Raw genomic sequence first — 17,591 nt, forward strand, 5'->3', positions numbered from 1 at the left:
AGTAACCAACCATGCCACGCAGCCTCAAGAAGGGCCCGTTCGTCGACGACCATCTGCTCAAGAAGGTCGACGTGCAGAACGAGAAGAACAGCAAGCAGGTCATCAAGACCTGGTCGCGCCGCTCGACCATCATTCCCGACTTCATCGGGCACACCTTCGCGGTGCACGACGGCCGCAAGCACGTCCCGGTGTTCGTCACCGAATCGATGGTGGGCCACAAGCTCGGTGAATTCGCTCCCACCCGCACCTTCAAGGGGCACATCAAGGACGACCGGAAGAGCAAGAGGCGATGAGTACCACCACTACCGAATATCCGTCGGCGACCGCCAAGGCGCGGTTCGTGCGGGTGTCGCCGCGAAAGGCGCGCCGGGTCATCGACCTGGTGCGCGGGCGGTCGGTGACCGACGCGCTCGACATCCTGCGCTGGGCGCCGCAGGCCGCCAGCGAGCCGGTGGCCAAGGTGATCGCCAGTGCCGCGGCCAACGCGCAGAACAACAACGGACTGGACCCGGCCACCCTGGTGGTGGCCACGGTGTATGCCGACGAGGGCCCGACCGCCAAGCGCATCCGCCCCCGGGCGCAGGGACGCGCGTTCCGGATCCGCCGGCGTACCAGCCACATCACGGTGATCGTGGAAAGCCGGCCCAGCCGCGACGAGCGGTCGTCGAAGTCGTCGCGGACCCGTCGCGCCGAAGGCAGCAAGGCCGCCGCGAAGGCTGGGCCCGCCTCGGCCGCGAAGAAGGCGCCCGCCAAGAAGGCACCTGCCAAGAAGGCACCCGCGAAAACCGCTGAGGCTGCTGACGCGAAGGGAGGCTCAGACTAGTGGGCCAGAAGATCAATCCGCACGGCTTCCGCCTGGGCATCACCACCGACTGGAAGTCGCGCTGGTACGCCGACAAGCAGTACGCCGAGTACGTCAAGGAGGACGTCGCGATCCGGCGCCTGCTGTCGACCGGCCTGGAGCGCGCCGGCATCGCCGACGTGGAGATCGAGCGCACCCGCGACCGGGTACGGGTGGACATCCACACCGCCCGGCCGGGCATCGTGATCGGCCGGCGTGGTACTGAGGCCGACCGGATCCGCGCCGACCTGGAAAAGCTGACCAAAAAGCAGGTGCAGCTCAACATCCTCGAGGTGAAAAACCCTGAGTCGCAGGCACAATTGGTGGCCCAGGGCGTCGCCGAGCAGTTGAGCAACCGGGTGGCGTTCCGTCGCGCGATGCGTAAGGCCATCCAGTCGGCGATGCGGCAGCCCAATGTGAAGGGCATCCGGGTGCAGTGCTCGGGCCGCCTTGGCGGTGCGGAGATGAGCCGCTCGGAGTTCTACCGCGAAGGCCGGGTGCCGCTGCACACGTTGCGGGCCGACATCGACTACGGCCTCTACGAGGCCAAGACCACGTTCGGCCGGATCGGCGTGAAGGTGTGGATCTATAAGGGCGACATCGTCGGCGGCAAAAGGGAATTGGCCGCCGCCGCCCCCGCGGGCGGGGAGCGTCCGCGCCGGGAGCGGACGTCGGGCACCCGTCCGCGCCGCAGCGGTGCCTCGGGTACGACGGCGACCGGCACCGACGCCGGCCGTGCGGCCGGTGGCGAAGAGACTGCTGTTGCCCCCGAAGCGGCGGCCCCAGCAGAAGCGCAGAGCACGGAGAGCTGAATCATGTTGATTCCCCGCAAGGTCAAGCACCGCAAGCAGCATCACCCCCGCCAGCGCGGTATCGCCAGCGGCGGCACCGCGGTGAATTTCGGTGACTACGGCATCCAGGCCCTCGAGCACGCCTACGTCACCAACCGGCAGATCGAGTCCGCGCGTATCGCCATCAACCGGCACATCAAGCGTGGCGGCAAGGTGTGGATCAACATCTTCCCCGACCGCCCGCTGACCAAGAAGCCGGCCGAGACCCGGATGGGTTCGGGTAAGGGTTCGCCCGAGTGGTGGGTGGTCAACGTCAAGCCGGGCCGGGTGCTGTTCGAGCTCAGCTACCCGAACGAGCAGATCGCGCGTGCGGCGCTCACCCGGGCGATTCACAAGCTGCCGATCAAGGCACGCATTGTTACCCGAGAGGATCAGTTCTGATGGCAGTGGGAATTTCGCCGGGTGAACTGCGTGAGCTCACCGACGAAGAGCTACAAGAGCGCATCCGGGAGTCCAAGGAAGAGCTGTTCAACCTGCGCTTCCAGTTGGCGACCGGGCAGCTGAGCAACAACCGCCGGCTCCGCGTGGTGCGCCACGAAATCGCGCGCGTCTACACGGTGCTGCGCGAACGAGAACTGGGTCTGGCTTCCGGGCCCGACGGCGATAAGGAATCGTGATGGCAGACGCTAACACTCCCGCGAAAGCGGCACCCAAGAAGGCTGCTTCCAGTTCGAAAGCAGCCACGGACGCGGCGCCAAAGGAGAAGGGCCCCAAGCACACTCCGGCTACGCCGAAGCCGCGCGGACGTCGCAAGACGCGCATCGGCTACGTGGTGAGCGACAAGATGCAGAAGACCATCGTCGTCGAACTCGAAGACCGGGTGAAGCACCCGTTGTACGGCAAGATCATTCGGACCACCAAGAAGGTCAAGGCGCACGACGAGAACAGCATTGCCGGCATCGGCGACCGCGTCTCGTTGATGGAGACGCGTCCGCTCTCGGCGACCAAGCGCTGGCGACTGGTGGAGATTCTCGAGAAGGCCAAGTAGCCGGCCACTAACGCAGGTTCCGCAGCAACGCGCGCAGCCGTTCGCGGGTGGCGTTCCCGGGATCGCTGAGGCGCAGTTGCAGCAGTTCCCGGCCGGCGGCGTAGAGGATCCGGGCGGTGTATTCGGGATCGTGCACGTCCGGATTGATGCGCAACAACTCCGCCGTCAGGAATCCCCGGACCAACTCCTGAGATTGGGCCAGCCGGGTGTGTAACTGCGGCGGAGCGCCCTGCGGGGGAAACAGGAATAACCGCCACGTCGCCGGGTTCGCGTCCACCGCGGCCAGCACCCCGTCGAGCGCGCGCACCAGCGTCTGATTCCGTTCGCTGGGCTCGCCCAACTCGCTGATCGCGCCGAAGAACTGCTGGCCGGCCCGGGCCGCTTCCCGGTCGATCAACGCGACAAAGAGGCCCGCCGGGTCACCGAACTGCTGATAGATCAGCGATCGATTGATGCCGGCCGCCTGCGCGATCCGGTTCGGCGTCGCCGCGTGAAATCCCTCGGCGTCGACGATCGCGTGGGTGATGTCGAGGATCTGCTCGCGCCGACCTTCGGCTGTCATGCGCCGCTTGGGCGCGTCCCTGGTCGCGTGGGTCACACTTGACAGCATAACTAACACTTTGTGACTATTGCTCACAAAGTGTTAGTTATTGAGAGGTCTTGATGGTCACCTATTTTCCGGAGCTCGCCCGACGGGTCGCAAGCCAGCGCGAGTTACAGCCAGACCTCTACGGCGACATCGACTTTGACGCACACCCCTACCGCTTGACCGGGCAGCCCGGTGACAAGTCGTCGCTGCCGGACTGGGTCGGCGACCGCGAGTCGATCCTGCACGACGACCGGGTGCGGGAACTGATGGAAACGGCCACCATGCTCGGGGACGTGGTGGCCGACCCGTATGCGGCGCTCATGAGTCGCTACAGCGTGGCCGCGCTGATCGACATGCTCAAGACGGCGTGCCGCCACGGCATCGAGGCGGTACCCGATGCGCCGGAAGAACTCACGGCGTTCATCGCCGCCATGGAAGCCACCCCGGACTGGATCAACCTCGACCTGGTGGAAGAAGGTGCTCAGACCGCACGCATCTCGGCGGCGCTGATCGCCCACTTCATCACCCGGGGCGCCTTCATCGCGACGTTCACCAACACCTACGCCGCGCTGCCGATGGGTCTGACCGGTGCGCTCTCCGGCCGCCGTGCTGCGCGTCGGGTCAACGAGACGGCCAGCTTCTTCGCCGTCACCACGCTGCCCGGTGCGTTGAAGCGTTACGGGCCAGGGTTTGAGGCGGCCGCGATGGTGCGGCTGATGCACTCGATGGTCCGCTACAACGCACTGAAGAAGTCCGGCAAATGGGACGTCGACATCTACGGCATACCGGTGCCGCAGGTCGATCAGATGCCGGCCGGAATGATCGGCCAGTACCTGACCTCCCAGCAGGTGCTGCGACAGGGCCGCACGGAGTTCAACGACGAGGAACGCGCCCTCGTCGAATTCGGCCGGTACCGCTGCTTCCTGCTCGGGCTGCCGGAGGAGTTGCTGCCCACCACGCCCGGTGACACCGTGCACGTCATGCACGCCCGCGCGGCGCTGCTGCGCGACGGGTTCGACGCGGTCTGCCGCGAACTCGTCGACTCCACGATGGATGCCTATCTGCGGCCGGGCACCACGCTGTTCGACCGCGCCGCTGAGGCGGTGGAAAAGAGTTACAGCAAGGAGTCCTTCGTGCGGGCGTTCTGCAACGGCAACCGCGCCGCCGCTGCCGCCATGGGCGTCTCGATCGGACTGGCGGACCGCGCACGCATCGCGCTGACCGGTCCGTTCATTGCCGGACGGTATCTCGTCGTGAGTCGCCTGGCCCGCGTCCCGGCGTTGCGTGAGCTCGTCGACCAGTACATCATCGGGTTGCTCAAACTGCGGCTGGCTACCTACGGCAAACCCGAATTCACCAGTGACTCAGCGCATTACACACCGATCTCAGCCGCACCACGTGGTGGGACCACAACGCTTGTCCACTGATTGGGGGACGCCGGAAACCCCCCGAAGGTAGCGACGATCGGTGGAATCCCTGCACCGGGGCACGGCGCTAATTTATGAAGCAACGAAGCGCACTGCACCCAAAGGAGATTCCCATGGCCCACGACGTTCTGTTCTGCGAGACCGAGGTCGTCTACTCGATGCCGATCTACAAGGCTGACGACGCCTGCGAATGATCTTCCCCAGCAAACGGCGCCGCGGACATGAGTCACCGGCGCCGTTTTGCATGCAGCCAGCGCGTGTCGTCGGGATCGGCCGTCGTCAACTCCAGGCCGGCGCGGTCCAGCTCGGTCCGGATCGCGGCGGCAGAGATCTCCTCGGCCGTCAGCGATTGGCGCCAAACCCGGCCGTCGGCGGCCAGCGTGAACTCGCCCGCACTGATCCCGCCGCTGTTGGAGTGGATCGTCAGGGTGGTCGTCACCCCGTCCAGGGTCAGCGACTTCGACCAGCCAGCCGGCCGGGCGGCAAGCAGTGACGCCGGCGCCCACTGAATGATGGCCTGCCCGTCGGCTTTCAGATGGCGGGCCACGGTGGCCAACACAGACCTGCGCTGCTGCGTACCCGGGTAGTTGACCATGTTGCCGATCACCAGGACGACGTCGAATTGCTCATCGAGCCGCAGGTCCTCGATGCGGGCTTGTTTTGTGCGCGCATGCCGGATGTGGGCCAACATGTCCGGTGAGTCGTCGACGGCGGTGACCCGGTGACCGAGCTCGGCCAGCGGATCGGCAATGCGTCCGGTACCCGCACCCAGGTCGAGCACCGAACTGTGCGGCGCCAGTTGCGATTGGATGTACTCGATCTCGCCCAGCGACGGCAGGCGGCGGTAGATTTCCACTGCAGTGCCGTCGGTCGCCACCGCACCGGACTGCTGCACGCCCGGATCTTGCGCCACTTGTATCGTCCTCCCGCCTGAAACGGAACACATGCGAACCTACTCTGCGGGTGCAGCCGGCAATCCGCTCGGCGTCGATCTGACGGATCCGGCGACCTTCGCCGACGGGTTCCCGCACCAGGTGTTCGGACGCCACCGCCAGCAGGCGCCGGTGTTCTGGCACGAACCCACCGAACACACCCCCGACGGCGAAGGCTTCTGGTCGGTCGCCAGATACACCGACACCATTGCGGTGCTTCGTGATTCGACCACCTTCTCGTCGGTCACCGGTGGGAAGCGGCCGTTCGGGGGCACGCTGCTGCAGGACATGCCGGTCGCCGGCCAGGTGATCAACATGATGGACGATCCACGGCACGCGGACATCCGGCGATTGGTCAGCTCCGGCCTGGGGCCGCGCATGATCGGCCGGGTGGAGGACGACCTGCGCGGGCGGGCGCGCCGGTTGCTCGACCGGATCGAACCGGGCGCGCCGTTCGACTTCGCGGTCGACATCGCCCCGGAACTGCCCCTGCAGGCGATCTGCATCCTGCTCGGCGTGCCCGAGGTGGACCGGCACTGGTTGCTGGCCGAGCTGGAAACGGTGCTGGAATTTCGCGGTTCCCGAAAAGACTACGTATCAACGGTTTTCGGGAAGAACCCGGAATCCCGCCGGGATGACTACGGCCGCGAACTGATCGCCCGCAAACGCACGCAGCCCACCGACGACATGCTGTCCATCGTCGCCAATGCCACCGTGGACGGCGCCCCGTTCCTGTCCGACGATGAGGTGTACCTGTTCTTCCACCAACTGTTCAGCGCGGGCGCCGACACCACCCGCAACGTCACCAGTGTCGGCCTGCTCGCCCTGGCCGACCGACCCGACCAGTGGCGCCGGTTGCGTGCCGACCCGGGCCTGCTGCCGACAGCCATCGAGGAAATGGTGCGGTGGACCACGCCGTCGCCGTCGAAGCGGCGGACCGCCACCTGCGACGTCACGGTGGGGGGCCAGCCGGTCCAGGCGGGGGATAAAGTGTTGGTGTGGGAAGGCTCGGCCAACCGTGACCCCGCCGTGTTCGACCGTCCGGACGAGTTCGACATCACCCGAAAGCCCAACCCGCACTTGGGTTTCGGTCAAGGTGTGCACTACTGTTTGGGCGCCAACCTGGCCCGGCTGGAGCTGCGGGTGTTTTTCGGGGAACTGTTGCCGCGCTTCGAACGGCTGGACATCGTGGCCCCGGCCGAGTGGGCGCGCAGCAACCGCCGCAACGGTCTGCAGAGCCTGGTCGTGGAATTCCGCTGAAAAGTACTTTCTCTCAGGCTTTTCTTCGGTCCACTGGTTACTGTCACCGCGGTGTAATCTCGCACGCGATGTCCGGCGAATGAGTTCACTACGGGAGTGAGGCCGACGGTTATGACTGGGTCGACAGAGTTTCGGGGCAAGATCGAGCTGGACATCCGCGATTCGGAGCCGGACTGGGGCCCGTACGCTGCGCCGACCGCCCCGGAGAACTCGCCGAACATCCTGTACATGGTGTGGGATGACATCGGCATCGCCACCTGGGATTGCTTCGGTGGGCTGGTCGAGATGCCGGCGATGACGCGCATCGCCGAGCGCGGTGTGCGCCTCTCGAATTTCCACACCACCGCGCTGTGCTCACCGACCCGGGCGTCCCTACTGACCGGACGCAACGCCACCACCGTCGGCATGGCCACCATCGAAGAATTCACCGACGGCTTCCCGAACTGCAACGGCCGCATCCCGGCTGACACCGCCCTGCTCTCCGAGGTTCTCAACGAGCGCGGCTACAACACCTACTGCGTGGGCAAATGGCACCTGACCCCGCTCGAGGAGTCCAGCATGGCCGCGACCAGGCGGCACTGGCCGACTTCGCGCGGCTTCGAACGCTTCTATGGCTTCATGGGTGGCGAAACGGACCAGTGGTACCCCGACCTGATGTACGACAACCACCCGGTTGATCCCCCCGGTACCCCCGAGGAGGGCTATCACCTGTCCAAGGACATCGCCGACAGGACAATCCAATTCATCCGCGACGCCAAGGTGATCGCACCCGACAAGCCGTGGTTCAGCTACGTCTGCCCCGGCGCCGGCCATGCGCCGCACCACGTGTTCACCGAGTGGGCCGACAAGTACAAAGGCGTGTTCGATATGGGCTACGAGGCCTACCGGGACATCACGCTGGAGAAAATGAAGGCGATGGGCATCGTGCCCCCGGACACCGAACTGTCGCCGATGAACCCCTACATCGACGTCAAAGGACCCAACGGCGAGCCGTGGCCGTTGCAGGACACCGTACGGGCCTGGGACTCGCTCAGCGACGACGAGAAGAAGCTGTTCGCCCGGATGGCCGAGGTGTTCGCCGGCTTCCTGAGCTACACCGACGCCCAGATCGGCCGGATCCTCGACTATCTCGACGAGTCCGGCCAGTTGGACAACACCATCATCGTGGTGATCTCGGACAACGGCGCCAGCGGTGAGGGCGGTCCCAACGGATCGGTCAACGAAGGCAAATTCTTCAACGGCTACATCGACACCGTCGAAGAAAGCATGAAGCAGTTCGACCACCTCGGCGGGCCGGAGACCTACAACCACTATCCGATCGGCTGGGCGATGGGTTTCAACACGCCGTACAAGCTGTTCAAGCGCTACTCGTCGCACGAGGGCGGTATCGCCGACACCGCGATCATCTCCTGGCCCAACGGCATTGCCGCGCACGGTGCGGTCCGCGACAACTACATCAACGTCTGCGACATCACCCCGACCGTGTACGAACTTTTGGGAATGACGCCCCCGGACACCGTCAAGGGCATCCCGCAGAAACCCCTCGACGGGGTGAGTTTCAAAGCCGCCCTTGATGATCCAGCGGCAGACACCGGCAAGAAGACGCAGTTCTACACCATGCTCGGCACCCGGGGGATCTGGCACGAAGGGTGGTTCGCCAACACCATCCACGCCGCCTCGCCCGCGGGTTGGTCGCACTTCGACAGAGACCAGTGGGAGCTGTTCCACCTCGACGCCGATCGCAGCCAGTGCCACGATCTGGCCGCCGAGCACCCGCAGAAGCTCGAAGAACTCAAGGCGTTGTGGTTCGCCGAGGCGGAGAAGTACAACGGGCTGCCGCTGGCCGACCTGAACATGCTCGAGACGCTGACCAGGTTCCGGCCCTATCTGAGCGGCGACCGCAACAGTTACGTCTACTACCCCAACTGCGCCGACGTGGGCATCGGCTCGGTCGCCGAGATTCGCGGCCGTTCGTTCGCGGTGCTGGCCGACGTCACCGTGGACACCACCGGAGCCGAAGGCGTGCTGTTCAAACAGGGCAGCGCGCACGGCGGGCACGTGCTGTTCCTGCAGGACGGGCGCCTGCATTACGTCTACAACTTTCTCGGGGAGCGCCAGCAGGAGGTCTCGTCCAATGGCCCTATCCCGCTGGGCCGGCACCTGTTCGGTGTTCGTTACGAACGCAGCGGCACCGTCCCGAACAGTCACACTCCGATCGGCGACGTGACGCTCTATTTCGACGAGCACGTGGTCGGGACGTTGCCGGAAGTGGTGTCCCATCCGGGCACATTCGGGTTGGCCGGCGCCGGCCTCACGGTGGGCCGCAATGGTGGCTCGAGCGTGTCCAGTCGCTACAAGGCGCCGTTCATCCTGACCGGTGCCACCGTCGCCCAGGTCACCGTCGACCTGTCGGGCCGGCCTTACGAAGACGTGGAAAAAGATATCGCGCTTGCCTTTTCGCGGGATTGAGTCCGCGGTGCGTCGGCTGGTCGGGTTGGTTTTTCTGCTGGGCATCTCGATGGTGGTCGTCAGTTGCCAGAACACCGGGGGGACTGCCGCACCGCCCCAGCATTCGGACCCTGCGATGCCGGTGCCGGGCATCGCGGCCACCCAGTCCGAGAACCTGGCACCCGAGACGCTGGTCTGCCCTGCGGCCCCGGACGGGGACGGCCCCGCCGCGGTCGCCACGGTCGCCGACCCGGCCGCGCCGCGCATCACGATCAGCGTCCCCGACGGGTGGAGCACGGCACCCGGCGACGGGGATACGGCGCTGACGTTGACCGGTCCGCACGCCATGTCCGCCACGGTGACCATCACCGCGACGGAACTGGAACCGGAGAGCGCTTTCCTGCGCCATACCGCCGGCGTCGGCGGCACGGCGCCGCGTCTGAAATTATCGGTGACGGGCGCGCCGTTCTGCGGTTTCAGCAGCGAACAGCTCACCGGCACCCTGCAGGGGCCCTCCGGCGGGATCGACTTCGCCGACCGCGTCACCCACATCTGGACGAACACCAAGCAATACCTGGTGACCATTCATCTCGAGGGCAGATCCGGTTCCCCCGGATTCAGCGCGGCCAAATCCACGTTGACGCAGGATTTCGCCGTCGTCATACCCTGAAGACGTGCTGACCGAGCTTGTCGCAGTGACCGGTGGACCTTTCCGCATGGGGTCGACGAGTTTCTATCCCGAGGAAGCGCCGATCCACACCGTGTCGGTGGCTGATTTCGCGCTGGAGAAACACCCGGTCACCAATGCCCAGTTCGCCGAATTCGTCGCTGCCACAGGCTATGTGACGGTAGCCGAGCAACCCCTGGACCCCGCACTGTATCCCGGTGTGGCTCCGGACGAGTTGCGTCCGGGCGCGATGGTGTTCCGGACGACACCGGGCCCGGTCGACTTGCGCGACTGGCGGCAGTGGTGGGACTGGGCGCCGGGCGCGTGCTGGCGGCACCCGTTCGGCCCGGGCAGTGACGTGACCGACAAAGCCGACCACCCCGTCGTGCAGGTGGCCTATCCCGATGCCGCGGCCTATGCGCGGTGGGCCGGGCGGCGTTTGCCGACCGAGGCCGAATGGGAGTACGCCGCACGAGCCGGGACGGTGAGCGCCTACCCGTGGGGCGCGGACGAGCGGCCCGGCGGCCGGTTGATGGCCAACACCTGGCAGGGCAGATTTCCGTACCGCAACGACGGCGCGCTGGGTTGGATCGGGTCCTCACCGGTGGGTACCTTCCCGCCGAACGGCTTCGGGTTGCTCGACATGATCGGCAACGTGTGGGAGTGGACCACAACAGAATTCAGCGCCCACCACCGACCCGACCCGCCCCCGAAAGCCTGCTGCGCCCCCGCCGGGCCGGCCGATCCCGCGGTGAGCCAGACGCTCAAAGGCGGTTCGCATCTGTGCGCAGCGGAATACTGTCACCGGTACCGTCCCGCAGCCCGCTCGCCGCAGTCGCAGGACACCGCGACAACCCACATCGGATTTCGCTGTGCGGCGGATTCGACCCGCGTCGAATAATTTCGCGTGGCGCATTGCGGCGGGAAAATCTATGCGTTTCAATAGCCTTTCTTCACCGTGCCAACGAAAGGCTGCGTCCGATGAGCCATCAGGCCCCACCGCCCGCATCGCCCGCGCAGCCACCGACAGCACCGCCGCCGACAACTCCGCTGACGCCGAAGCAACCCTCCCGCGGTAGGCGCATCCTGATCGATTTCGGGGTGATCCTCGCCGTCGTGGTGGTTTACGTTCTTTCGCTGGTCGGGGTCCACCTGTTGGCCACCTCGTCCGAAGAACTACCCGCACCGGACTTCGGCACCACCGAGGACACCGTGGTGCAGGTGAAGGTCGAAGAACTGGACACGGTGAACAACCGGTTGAAGGTGAGTGTGCTTGTCATTCCCGAAGATTCGAAGTTCAACAAGAATTTCCACACGCTGACCGAAGACCTCACCGTGCGCCTGTACCCGGAAAACGACCTGGGAGACCTGGAGTACAAGGTCGGCAAGTCACCGGCTCAGCAGAGCACCTACATCGACGCGGAGGGCGATCCGAACAACTGGCCCTTCGACACCTACACCACCGGCACCATCCAGGCCGAGGTCTACGCCGGGACCGGCGACAACCGGACTAAAGAAGACGCCCGCGTCGAGGTGATCGGAAATGTCGGTGCCTGGGACGTCAGCGTCAGGCGGGTGGGGGAATCCACCCAGTCCTCGCCCCGGCCCGACGACGTGATCATCACATTGAAGCGGTCCAAGAGCACGCTGATCTTCGACCTGGGCATCATCCTGGTGTTGATCTCCCTGCCGGCGCTGGCATTGTGGGTGTCCATCCCGATGGTGTTGGGCAAGAAGAAGTTCCTGCCCCCGTTCGTGTCGTGGTTCGCCGCCATGCTGTTCGCGGTGGTCCCGCTGAGAAACATCTTCCCGGGCAAGCCCCCGGAGGGGTCGTGGGTGGACCAGGCGATCACGCTGTGGGTGCTGCTCGCGCTGATCGTCGCGATGACCCTGTTCATCATGGCCTATCGAAAACAGTCGGACTGACCGGGTCAGATCATTCTTCGGCCTGGGCGGCGCCGGGAGCGCTGATCGCGTCCACGGCCTCGGAGACCCTCGCCTGGAACTGCGGGGACAACGGGATGTAACCGACCCGGTTCAGGTCGACCTGGCCGGGGCCGATCGCCGCCTGCAGGAACGCCTTGACCGCCATCGCGACATCGGACGAGGGGTACCGGGAGCAGACGATCTCGTAGGTGGCCATGACGATCGGGTAGACGTCGGGTTGGGCGGGGTTGTAGAACGACGAGATATCCAGCACGATGTCGTTTCCCCGGCCGACGATCTTGGCGCCCCGAATGGTCTTGCCGAGCGCGTCGGTGCCGATCCGGACCGGCCGCAGCGACCGGCGACTCGCCGGGGTCTTGATCTCCGCGGCGTAGAGCCCCTGCTTGAGGGCGAAGGACAGTTCGTTGTAACTGATCGCGCCGTCGGTGGACTTCACCAGCGCCGCCGTGCCGTCGTTGCCGACCGCCCCGGTGCCGACGCCCCCGCTGAACGTTTTGCTGGCGCCTTGACTCCACGCCCCGCCGGATGCGGCCTGCAGATAGGACTGGAAGTTGTGGGTGGTGCCGGAGGCGTCGCTGCGGTAGATGACCCGGATCTCCGCTGCCGGCATGGATGCGTTGAGCGCGGTGAGGGCCGGGTCGTCCCAGCGGGTGATGGTGCCGTTGAAGATCTTGGCCAGCGTGGGACCGTCGAGCACCAGCGAGTCCACGTTCGGGAGGTTGTAGGTGATGGCCATCGGGCCGAACACCACGGGCAGGTTCCACGCGTCGGCACCGCCGCAGCGTTGCTTGGCGGCGGCGTACTGATCACCGGACAGCGGCGTATCCGAACCAGCGAAATCGGTTTTGCCGGAGAGGAATTCACTGATACCCGCGCCCGACCCGATCGCTTCGTATCTGAGTGTCTGTTGCTGGCAGGCGGTCTGGTAGGCGTCGACGAAGCGCTGCATCGCGAACGTTTGCGCTGTCGACCCGCTGGCCGTCAACGTCTGCTTGCCGCCACAGTCCACTTTGGCTCCGTTGGTGTACGGCAGGGTCGCATGGGCCGCGCTGCTGCACCCCGCGAGGGCCAGCACCCCCGTGGCCAGCACGGCCATCGTCCCACTACGTCGGTGGCGCTTCATGCTATGGCTCCCTTGAGAACAACAGAGGTTTCAGCCGCGCGCAGCGATGCGCAGCGGCGCAATCGATCCCGTCGTCCTGGTTGCGACGCACCTTGACATTTACAACCGCCGAAATCGGTGCGCAAGCGAACAGTGCATGAACCGTCCGTCGGCACCGGATGAATCCCTGGTGTCCGGCGGCTGTTCGACCAGTCCTGGGCGTCGCCAAACCGTCTGTAGCCCAATGATTCCCACACCGATCTCACAGGGAGTGTGCCGTCTCGGCCGCAGGCAAAGCGGCCTGTGCATTACCGCGAGATGGACTGCGGGTGAAGCTACTTCACCCGGGACGCGCAGGCGGCACGAGTTCGCTAGCATCGGACCCCGTGTCCCGACGAGTTGGCTCGGATACGCAGGTCTGGGTTGGTAGCGGTCGATGACCACCGCAGCGCCGCCGGGTCCGGCGGCGGAGAGCTCCCCAGACGCGGCCGGCGAGCCGCCCGCAAAGACGAAACCGGTGCGCAAGAAGCCGGACAAACCCCGCATCCTGATCGGCGTCGGGGTGGTCACGCTCGTCGTGATCACCTACGCCCTGTCCCTGATCGGCGTTCACTTCCTGCAGAAGTCAGCGGGGCCGCTACCGCCGCTGGACCTGAGCCAGGGCGGGGGCGATGCCACGATCGTGCAGCTGCGGTTAGAGGAGCTGAAGCCTGTCACCAACCGGCTTACCGTGAATGTTCTTGTGTATCCGGCAATTTCGGCGTACGACAACCGCTTCGACGTATTGGGCACCGATGTCGCCGTGCGCCTGTATCCGCCGAGCGACCTGGGCGACCTGCATTATCCGAAAGGGCAGGCTCCAGCCCAACTCACCAGCACCGTCGAGGCGCACGGCGATCCCGGAAACTGGCCCTTCGACACGTATCGCACTGAACCGATCTCAGCAGATGCGTTCGTCAGCCTTGCCGAAGGCCTGCGGAAGGTGCCGGCCCGCGTCGAGGTGACCGGATCGTTGGACGGGTGGGACATCAGCGTCAGCCGGGTCCACGACCCCGCCGCGTTGCCGACGTCACGCACTATGGAGAACGGAAATGTCGTCATCACCTTCAAGCGGGCAAAGGGTCCGCTGATCTTCGACCTGGGCATCTGCCTGGTGCTGATCGCGCTGCCCACCCTGGCGCTGCTGGTGGCGATTCCGATGCTGCTCAACAAACGGAAGTTCCTGCCGCCCATCGCCAGTTGGTATGCCGCGATGCTGTTCGCCGTGGTGCCGTTGCGCAATTTCCTGCCCGGCTCGCCACCACCCGGATCCTGGATCGACCAGGCTATCGTGCAGTGGGTGCTGATCGGACTGGTGGTGGCGATGACGTTGTATATCTGCGCGTGGATACGGCAGGGAGACTGAGCCCCGAGCCGGTCGTCGTCATCGGCGCCGGCCCGTGCGGCATGGCCGTGGCTCGCCAGCTGGGCCACGACCGGGGAATCGACGCACTCGTGCTCGACCGCGCCGACACCCCGGCATCGTCGTGGCGGCAGCTCTACGACGGGTTCAGGTTGAACACGTGCGGCTTCTGGTCCCATCTGCCGGGTCAGCGCATTCCCCGCCGGTACGGGCGTTGGCCGGGCCGCGAGGACATGGTCAGCTATTTCGACGAGTACGCACGGCGTCAGGGCCTGCGACTGCGCCTGGGTGTGACGGTGCACCAGCTGGACCGCGACGCGGGTAGGTGGCGGCTGGTGACCGATCACGAAACCTTCACTGCCACAGCGGTGATCGTGGCTGCGGGCAACTATCACACGCCGATGCTGCCGCCCTGGCCCGGTCTCGAACAGTTCACCGGTGCCGTCCTGCACGCCGCCGACTACCAGAACGCGCTGCCCTATGCCGGGCGTGACGTCCTGGTGGTCGGCTCGGGAAATTCCGGCACCGACATTGCCCTGCAACTGTGTGACGGCGCCGCCGGTCGGGTCCGGATGGCTATCAGAACACCACCGCATCTGGTGCCGCGCGCAGTCGCCGGACTGCCTGTCGATGCGTTCACCGGTGCTTTCAGTCATCTGCCGGTGCCGGTCCTGGACCGCGCCGCCGCGGTAGCGCAACGACTGTGGTTCGGCGACTTGAGTGGTCGCGGGCTGCCGGCCCCGGCGCAGGGGATCTACAGTGCGCTACTCCAGGACGGTCGCATCCCCACCGTGGCGGACGAACTGGTAACCAAGGTCAGAGGCGGCAGGATCGAGATCGTGACAGCCGTCGAACGATTCGACGGCGACAGCGTGTTGCTGACGGACGGCACCACGGTGCGACCCGACGTCATCATCGCCGCCACCGGATACCGACGCGGACTCGAGTCGATGGTCGGTCACCTCGGCGTGCTCGACGCAGACGGTGCGCCGCTGGTGAATGGAACACCAAGCGCCGCAGCGGGATTGTGGTTCGCCGGCTACGAGGAGCCGCTGATCGGCCCGTTGCGGTCGTTCCGCAGACGAGCCCCTGGCCTCGCCGCCGACGTCGCCGCCCACCTCAGCTCGGTCAGGGCAGCTGACGGGTGCTCAACGGACCCTTGGTGAGGTCGCGGTACAGCTGCTCGAACATCGACCGGCGGCGGAGCGGCGCGCTGTCGGTGTGCGCTGCGCCGGCCACCCCGTCGATCACCTCGGCAAGCGCCTGCACCGATGAGAATCGCGGATTCCAGTCCAGCTCGGCGCGGGCGCGCGAGCAGTCCAGCAGCGGGACGCCGAACGCCATATCCAGCCAGCCCCGGTCGATGGGCTGCAATCGGGCGCGCCAGCTGAGGTCCACCAGGGTGCCCAGCAGGCCGGCGGGCACATGCACGGACCGCGCCCCGAGCACCTGCGCGACGTCCTGCCGCGTGATCGGGGGTTCGGCCGCCAGGTTGAAGGCTCCGGTGGCACGTCGCTCCAGCGCCGCGATGAAAGCGTCGGCGACATCCTCGGCGTGGACCAACGGGATGGTCAACCCGCGATCCAGGGGCAACAGCGGCAGCAGGGGTACAACGCGCATGGGCACGTATCCGGGCAGCGCGTAGCGCATCAACCCGCTGGCGGCGGCACGCTGCACGATGAAGCCCGGCCGCATCCGGGTGATCGGCACAGCATCTTTGCCGTGCGTGCTCTGGTATTCGTCAAGTCGGGCCTCGGCGGCGGACTTGTCGCGGCTGTAGGGCGATGACGGAATGCCCCTGGTCGACCACGATTCGTCCACCCGCTCGCCGTAGCGTCCGGCCGCGTAGGTTCCGACCGACGACATGTGCAGCAACTGGCCCACCCCGGCCGAGTGCGCCGCCTGGAGCACCCTGGTGGTTCCACCGACGCCGAGACGCGTCAGATACTCGGTGTTGCGCGTGGGCTGGAACCCCCAGGCGAGGTGGACGACGGCGTCGGCGCTCGCGACGATGGCGGGCAACTCGGCGGCCGAGTCTGCCTCGGCGAGGTCGATCGCGTGCCACTGGACCCGCTGATAGACCCCAGTGGGCGGTGGTGGGCGTCGCACGACGCCGATCAGTTCGTGGTCTGCTCCACCGGCTGTCAGCCTGCGCAGCAACGCGGTCCCGACGTTGCCGGATGCTCCGGTGATGACTATTCGCACGCGGGGCGTATTGCCTGATCCGGGCGGCTCAAACGCCGGCGTCACTGATCCGCCGGGTAGCGTTCACTTCGCAATTTGGCGCTGAGCTGGCCTTCCCCTAGACTCAGGGGGTTGCCTTGGGCAGACCTCGGCCGGCATGCGAGAGCACCTGCTGGCCCTGCGTGCTCTTCGGTGACGAACAGACCGCGCACGTTGGGTGAGTTTCTCCTGCCGTGCACACGTCAAAACCAGGTCAGGAGATCGAGTGATTCAGCAGGAATCGCGGCTGAAGGTCGCCGATAACACCGGCGCCAAGGAGATCTTGTGCATCCGGGTGCTCGGTGGATCGTCGCGACGCTACGCCGGCATCGGGGACGTCATCGTCGCCACGGTCAAGGACGCCATCCCCGGCGGCAACGTCAAGCGGGGTGACGTGGTGAAGGCCGTCGTGGTGCGCACCGTCAAGGAACGCCGTCGTCCCGACGGCAGCTACATCAAGTTCGACGAGAACGCCGCGGTGATCATCAAGCCCGACAACGACCCGCGCGGCACCCGCATCTTCGGCCCGGTCGGCCGAGAACTGCGCGAGAAGAAGTTCATGAAGATCATCTCGCTCGCACCGGAGGTGTTGTAGATGAAGGTCCACAAGGGCGACACCGTGCTGGTCATCGCCGGCAAGGACAAGGGCGCCAAAGGCAAGGTCATCCAGGCCTACCCGGAGCGCAACCGGGTACTGGTCGAAGGCGTCAACCGGATCAAGAAGCACACCGCTGTCTCGACCAACCAGCGCGGCGCCCGCTCCGGTGGCATCGTCACCCAGGAGGCTCCGATCCACGTCTCCAACGTGATGGTGGTGGACTCCGACGGCAAGCCGACCCGGATCACCTACCGGGTCGACGAGGAAACCGGCAAGCGGGTCCGCATCTCCAAGCGCAATGGCAAGGACATCTAGC

At 66.0% G+C, this 17,591-nt stretch carries 20 protein-coding genes; 16 read left to right on the top strand and 4 right to left on the bottom strand.

Features of this window, described 5'->3' with window-relative positions:
* Positions 1–11: 11 nt before the first annotated feature.
* Genes rpsS through rpsQ form a run of 6 tightly spaced genes read left to right on the top strand, consistent with a single transcriptional unit; the run spans position 12 to position 2,680 of the window.
* Entirely contained in the window at positions 12–293 is a 282-nt protein-coding gene (rpsS, locus tag AC5Y5Z_RS04195; protein WP_085258074.1) for a 30S ribosomal protein S19, read from the top strand.
* Positions 290–823 carry a 50S ribosomal protein L22 gene (rplV, locus tag AC5Y5Z_RS04200; RefSeq protein ID WP_473139323.1) on the top strand — a complete coding sequence of 178 codons (534 nt, stop codon included), beginning with the start codon at positions 290–292 and terminating at the stop codon, positions 821–823. Before rpsS ends, rplV begins: the two co-directional genes overlap by 4 nt.
* Positions 823–1,653 (top strand): 30S ribosomal protein S3, encoded by an 831-nt coding sequence (gene rpsC, locus AC5Y5Z_RS04205; RefSeq protein ID WP_499923552.1) that lies wholly within the window; start codon positions 823–825, stop codon positions 1,651–1,653. Before rplV ends, rpsC begins: the two co-directional genes overlap by 1 nt.
* Before the next feature lie 3 nt (positions 1,654–1,656).
* Positions 1,657–2,073 (top strand): 50S ribosomal protein L16, encoded by a 417-nt coding sequence (rplP, locus tag AC5Y5Z_RS04210; RefSeq protein WP_463825813.1) that lies wholly within the window; start codon positions 1,657–1,659, stop codon positions 2,071–2,073.
* Positions 2,073–2,309 (top strand): 50S ribosomal protein L29, encoded by a 237-nt coding sequence (gene rpmC / locus AC5Y5Z_RS04215; RefSeq protein WP_463825814.1) that lies wholly within the window; start codon positions 2,073–2,075, stop codon positions 2,307–2,309. The genes rplP and rpmC overlap by 1 nt, the downstream gene beginning before the upstream one ends.
* The gene (rpsQ, locus tag AC5Y5Z_RS04220; RefSeq protein WP_463825815.1) at positions 2,306–2,680 is read left to right on the top strand and encodes a 30S ribosomal protein S17; all 375 of its coding nucleotides are present in this window, start codon (positions 2,306–2,308) and stop codon (positions 2,678–2,680) included. The genes rpmC and rpsQ overlap by 4 nt, the downstream gene beginning before the upstream one ends.
* Positions 2,681–2,687: 7 nt before the next feature.
* Here the strand turns inward: rpsQ and AC5Y5Z_RS04225 are convergent, their stop codons facing one another.
* Complete coding sequence (locus AC5Y5Z_RS04225; protein WP_499923678.1) at positions 2,688–3,242, bottom strand: TetR/AcrR family transcriptional regulator; 555 nt, start codon at positions 3,240–3,242, stop codon at positions 2,688–2,690.
* 101 nt (positions 3,243–3,343) lie between these two features.
* On the opposite strand from AC5Y5Z_RS04225, the gene AC5Y5Z_RS04230 reads away from it, so the two are divergent.
* Positions 3,344–4,696: an oxygenase MpaB family protein gene (locus AC5Y5Z_RS04230; RefSeq protein WP_499923555.1), complete on the top strand. Its 1,353-nt coding sequence runs from the start codon at positions 3,344–3,346 to the stop codon at positions 4,694–4,696.
* A gap of 226 nt (positions 4,697–4,922) precedes the next feature.
* Here the strand turns inward: AC5Y5Z_RS04230 and AC5Y5Z_RS04235 are convergent, their stop codons facing one another.
* Positions 4,923–5,609 carry a class I SAM-dependent methyltransferase gene (locus AC5Y5Z_RS04235; protein ID WP_499923557.1) on the bottom strand — a complete coding sequence of 229 codons (687 nt, stop codon included), beginning with the start codon at positions 5,607–5,609 and terminating at the stop codon, positions 4,923–4,925.
* A 31-nt stretch (positions 5,610–5,640) separates the two neighbouring features.
* On the opposite strand from AC5Y5Z_RS04235, the gene AC5Y5Z_RS04240 reads away from it, so the two are divergent.
* The 5 genes from AC5Y5Z_RS04240 to AC5Y5Z_RS04260 all read left to right on the top strand — a co-directional run bounded on the left by AC5Y5Z_RS04240 (position 5,641) and on the right by AC5Y5Z_RS04260 (position 11,929).
* Positions 5,641–6,888, top strand: coding sequence for a cytochrome P450 (locus tag AC5Y5Z_RS04240; protein ID WP_499923559.1), 1,248 nt, complete (start codon positions 5,641–5,643; stop codon positions 6,886–6,888).
* Between the two features lie 111 nt (positions 6,889–6,999).
* The gene (locus AC5Y5Z_RS04245) at positions 7,000–9,357 is read left to right on the top strand and encodes an arylsulfatase (RefSeq protein ID WP_499923561.1); all 2,358 of its coding nucleotides are present in this window, start codon (positions 7,000–7,002) and stop codon (positions 9,355–9,357) included.
* Positions 9,358–9,364: 7 nt separating this feature from the next.
* Positions 9,365–10,006: a hypothetical protein gene (locus AC5Y5Z_RS04250; protein WP_499923562.1), complete on the top strand. Its 642-nt coding sequence runs from the start codon at positions 9,365–9,367 to the stop codon at positions 10,004–10,006.
* 4 nt (positions 10,007–10,010) lie between these two features.
* A complete protein-coding gene (locus AC5Y5Z_RS04255; RefSeq protein WP_499923564.1) occupies positions 10,011–10,904 on the top strand; it encodes a formylglycine-generating enzyme family protein in 894 nt (297 codons plus the stop codon).
* A gap of 80 nt (positions 10,905–10,984) precedes the next feature.
* Positions 10,985–11,929 carry a DUF4436 domain-containing protein gene (locus AC5Y5Z_RS04260; protein ID WP_463825828.1) on the top strand — a complete coding sequence of 315 codons (945 nt, stop codon included), beginning with the start codon at positions 10,985–10,987 and terminating at the stop codon, positions 11,927–11,929.
* A gap of 10 nt (positions 11,930–11,939) precedes the next feature.
* Here AC5Y5Z_RS04260 and pstS read toward each other — a convergent pair whose 3' ends face one another.
* On the bottom strand, positions 11,940–13,073 hold the full coding sequence (gene pstS, locus AC5Y5Z_RS04265) for a phosphate ABC transporter substrate-binding protein PstS (protein WP_499923566.1): 1,134 nt from the start codon (positions 13,071–13,073) through the stop codon (positions 11,940–11,942).
* A 496-nt stretch (positions 13,074–13,569) separates the two neighbouring features.
* On the opposite strand from pstS, the gene AC5Y5Z_RS04270 reads away from it, so the two are divergent.
* Together AC5Y5Z_RS04270 and AC5Y5Z_RS04275 are read left to right on the top strand one after the other, a co-directional pair.
* The gene (locus tag AC5Y5Z_RS04270) at positions 13,570–14,457 is read left to right on the top strand and encodes a DUF4436 domain-containing protein (protein WP_499923679.1); all 888 of its coding nucleotides are present in this window, start codon (positions 13,570–13,572) and stop codon (positions 14,455–14,457) included.
* A complete protein-coding gene (locus AC5Y5Z_RS04275) occupies positions 14,436–15,620 on the top strand; it encodes a flavin-containing monooxygenase (RefSeq protein ID WP_499923567.1) in 1,185 nt (394 codons plus the stop codon). The genes AC5Y5Z_RS04270 and AC5Y5Z_RS04275 overlap by 22 nt, the downstream gene beginning before the upstream one ends.
* Here AC5Y5Z_RS04275 and AC5Y5Z_RS04280 read toward each other — a convergent pair.
* Positions 15,583–16,659, bottom strand: a complete 1,077-nt coding sequence (locus tag AC5Y5Z_RS04280) for an NAD-dependent epimerase/dehydratase family protein (RefSeq protein WP_499923680.1) — start codon at positions 16,657–16,659, stop codon at positions 15,583–15,585. The genes AC5Y5Z_RS04275 and AC5Y5Z_RS04280 overlap by 38 nt on opposite strands.
* 244 nt (positions 16,660–16,903) lie before the next feature.
* On the opposite strand from AC5Y5Z_RS04280, the gene rplN reads away from it, so the two are divergent.
* Together rplN and rplX are read left to right on the top strand one after the other, a co-directional pair.
* Positions 16,904–17,272 (top strand): 50S ribosomal protein L14, encoded by a 369-nt coding sequence (rplN, locus tag AC5Y5Z_RS04285; protein WP_036352708.1) that lies wholly within the window; start codon positions 16,904–16,906, stop codon positions 17,270–17,272.
* Entirely contained in the window at positions 17,273–17,590 is a 318-nt protein-coding gene (rplX, locus tag AC5Y5Z_RS04290) for a 50S ribosomal protein L24 (RefSeq protein ID WP_473139315.1), read from the top strand.
* Position 17,591: the final 1 nt, after the last annotated feature.

The sequence above is a fragment of the Mycobacterium sp. NGS29 genome (assembly GCF_059812965.1).

Excerpts from the sequence above, each read along its gene's own strand:
- rpsS (WP_085258074.1), top strand. The coding sequence starts at position 12 with ATGCCACGCAGCCTCAAGAAGGGCCCGTTCGTCGACGACCATCTGCTC.
- rplV (WP_473139323.1), top strand. The coding sequence starts at position 290 with ATGAGTACCACCACTACCGAATATCCGTCGGCGACCGCCAAGGCGCGG.
- rplP (WP_463825813.1), top strand. The coding sequence starts at position 1,657 with ATGTTGATTCCCCGCAAGGTCAAGCACCGCAAGCAGCATCACCCCCGC.
- rpmC (WP_463825814.1), top strand. The coding sequence starts at position 2,073 with ATGGCAGTGGGAATTTCGCCGGGTGAACTGCGTGAGCTCACCGACGAA.
- AC5Y5Z_RS04260 (WP_463825828.1), top strand. The coding sequence starts at position 10,985 with ATGAGCCATCAGGCCCCACCGCCCGCATCGCCCGCGCAGCCACCGACA.
- AC5Y5Z_RS04240 (WP_499923559.1), top strand. The coding sequence starts at position 5,641 with ATGCGAACCTACTCTGCGGGTGCAGCCGGCAATCCGCTCGGCGTCGAT.
- AC5Y5Z_RS04245 (WP_499923561.1), top strand. The coding sequence starts at position 7,000 with ATGACTGGGTCGACAGAGTTTCGGGGCAAGATCGAGCTGGACATCCGC.
- pstS (WP_499923566.1), bottom strand. The coding sequence starts at position 13,073 with ATGAAGCGCCACCGACGTAGTGGGACGATGGCCGTGCTGGCCACGGGG.
- AC5Y5Z_RS04230 (WP_499923555.1), top strand. The coding sequence starts at position 3,344 with ATGGTCACCTATTTTCCGGAGCTCGCCCGACGGGTCGCAAGCCAGCGC.
- AC5Y5Z_RS04225 (WP_499923678.1), bottom strand. The coding sequence starts at position 3,242 with ATGACAGCCGAAGGTCGGCGCGAGCAGATCCTCGACATCACCCACGCG.
- rplX (WP_473139315.1), top strand. The coding sequence starts at position 17,273 with ATGAAGGTCCACAAGGGCGACACCGTGCTGGTCATCGCCGGCAAGGAC.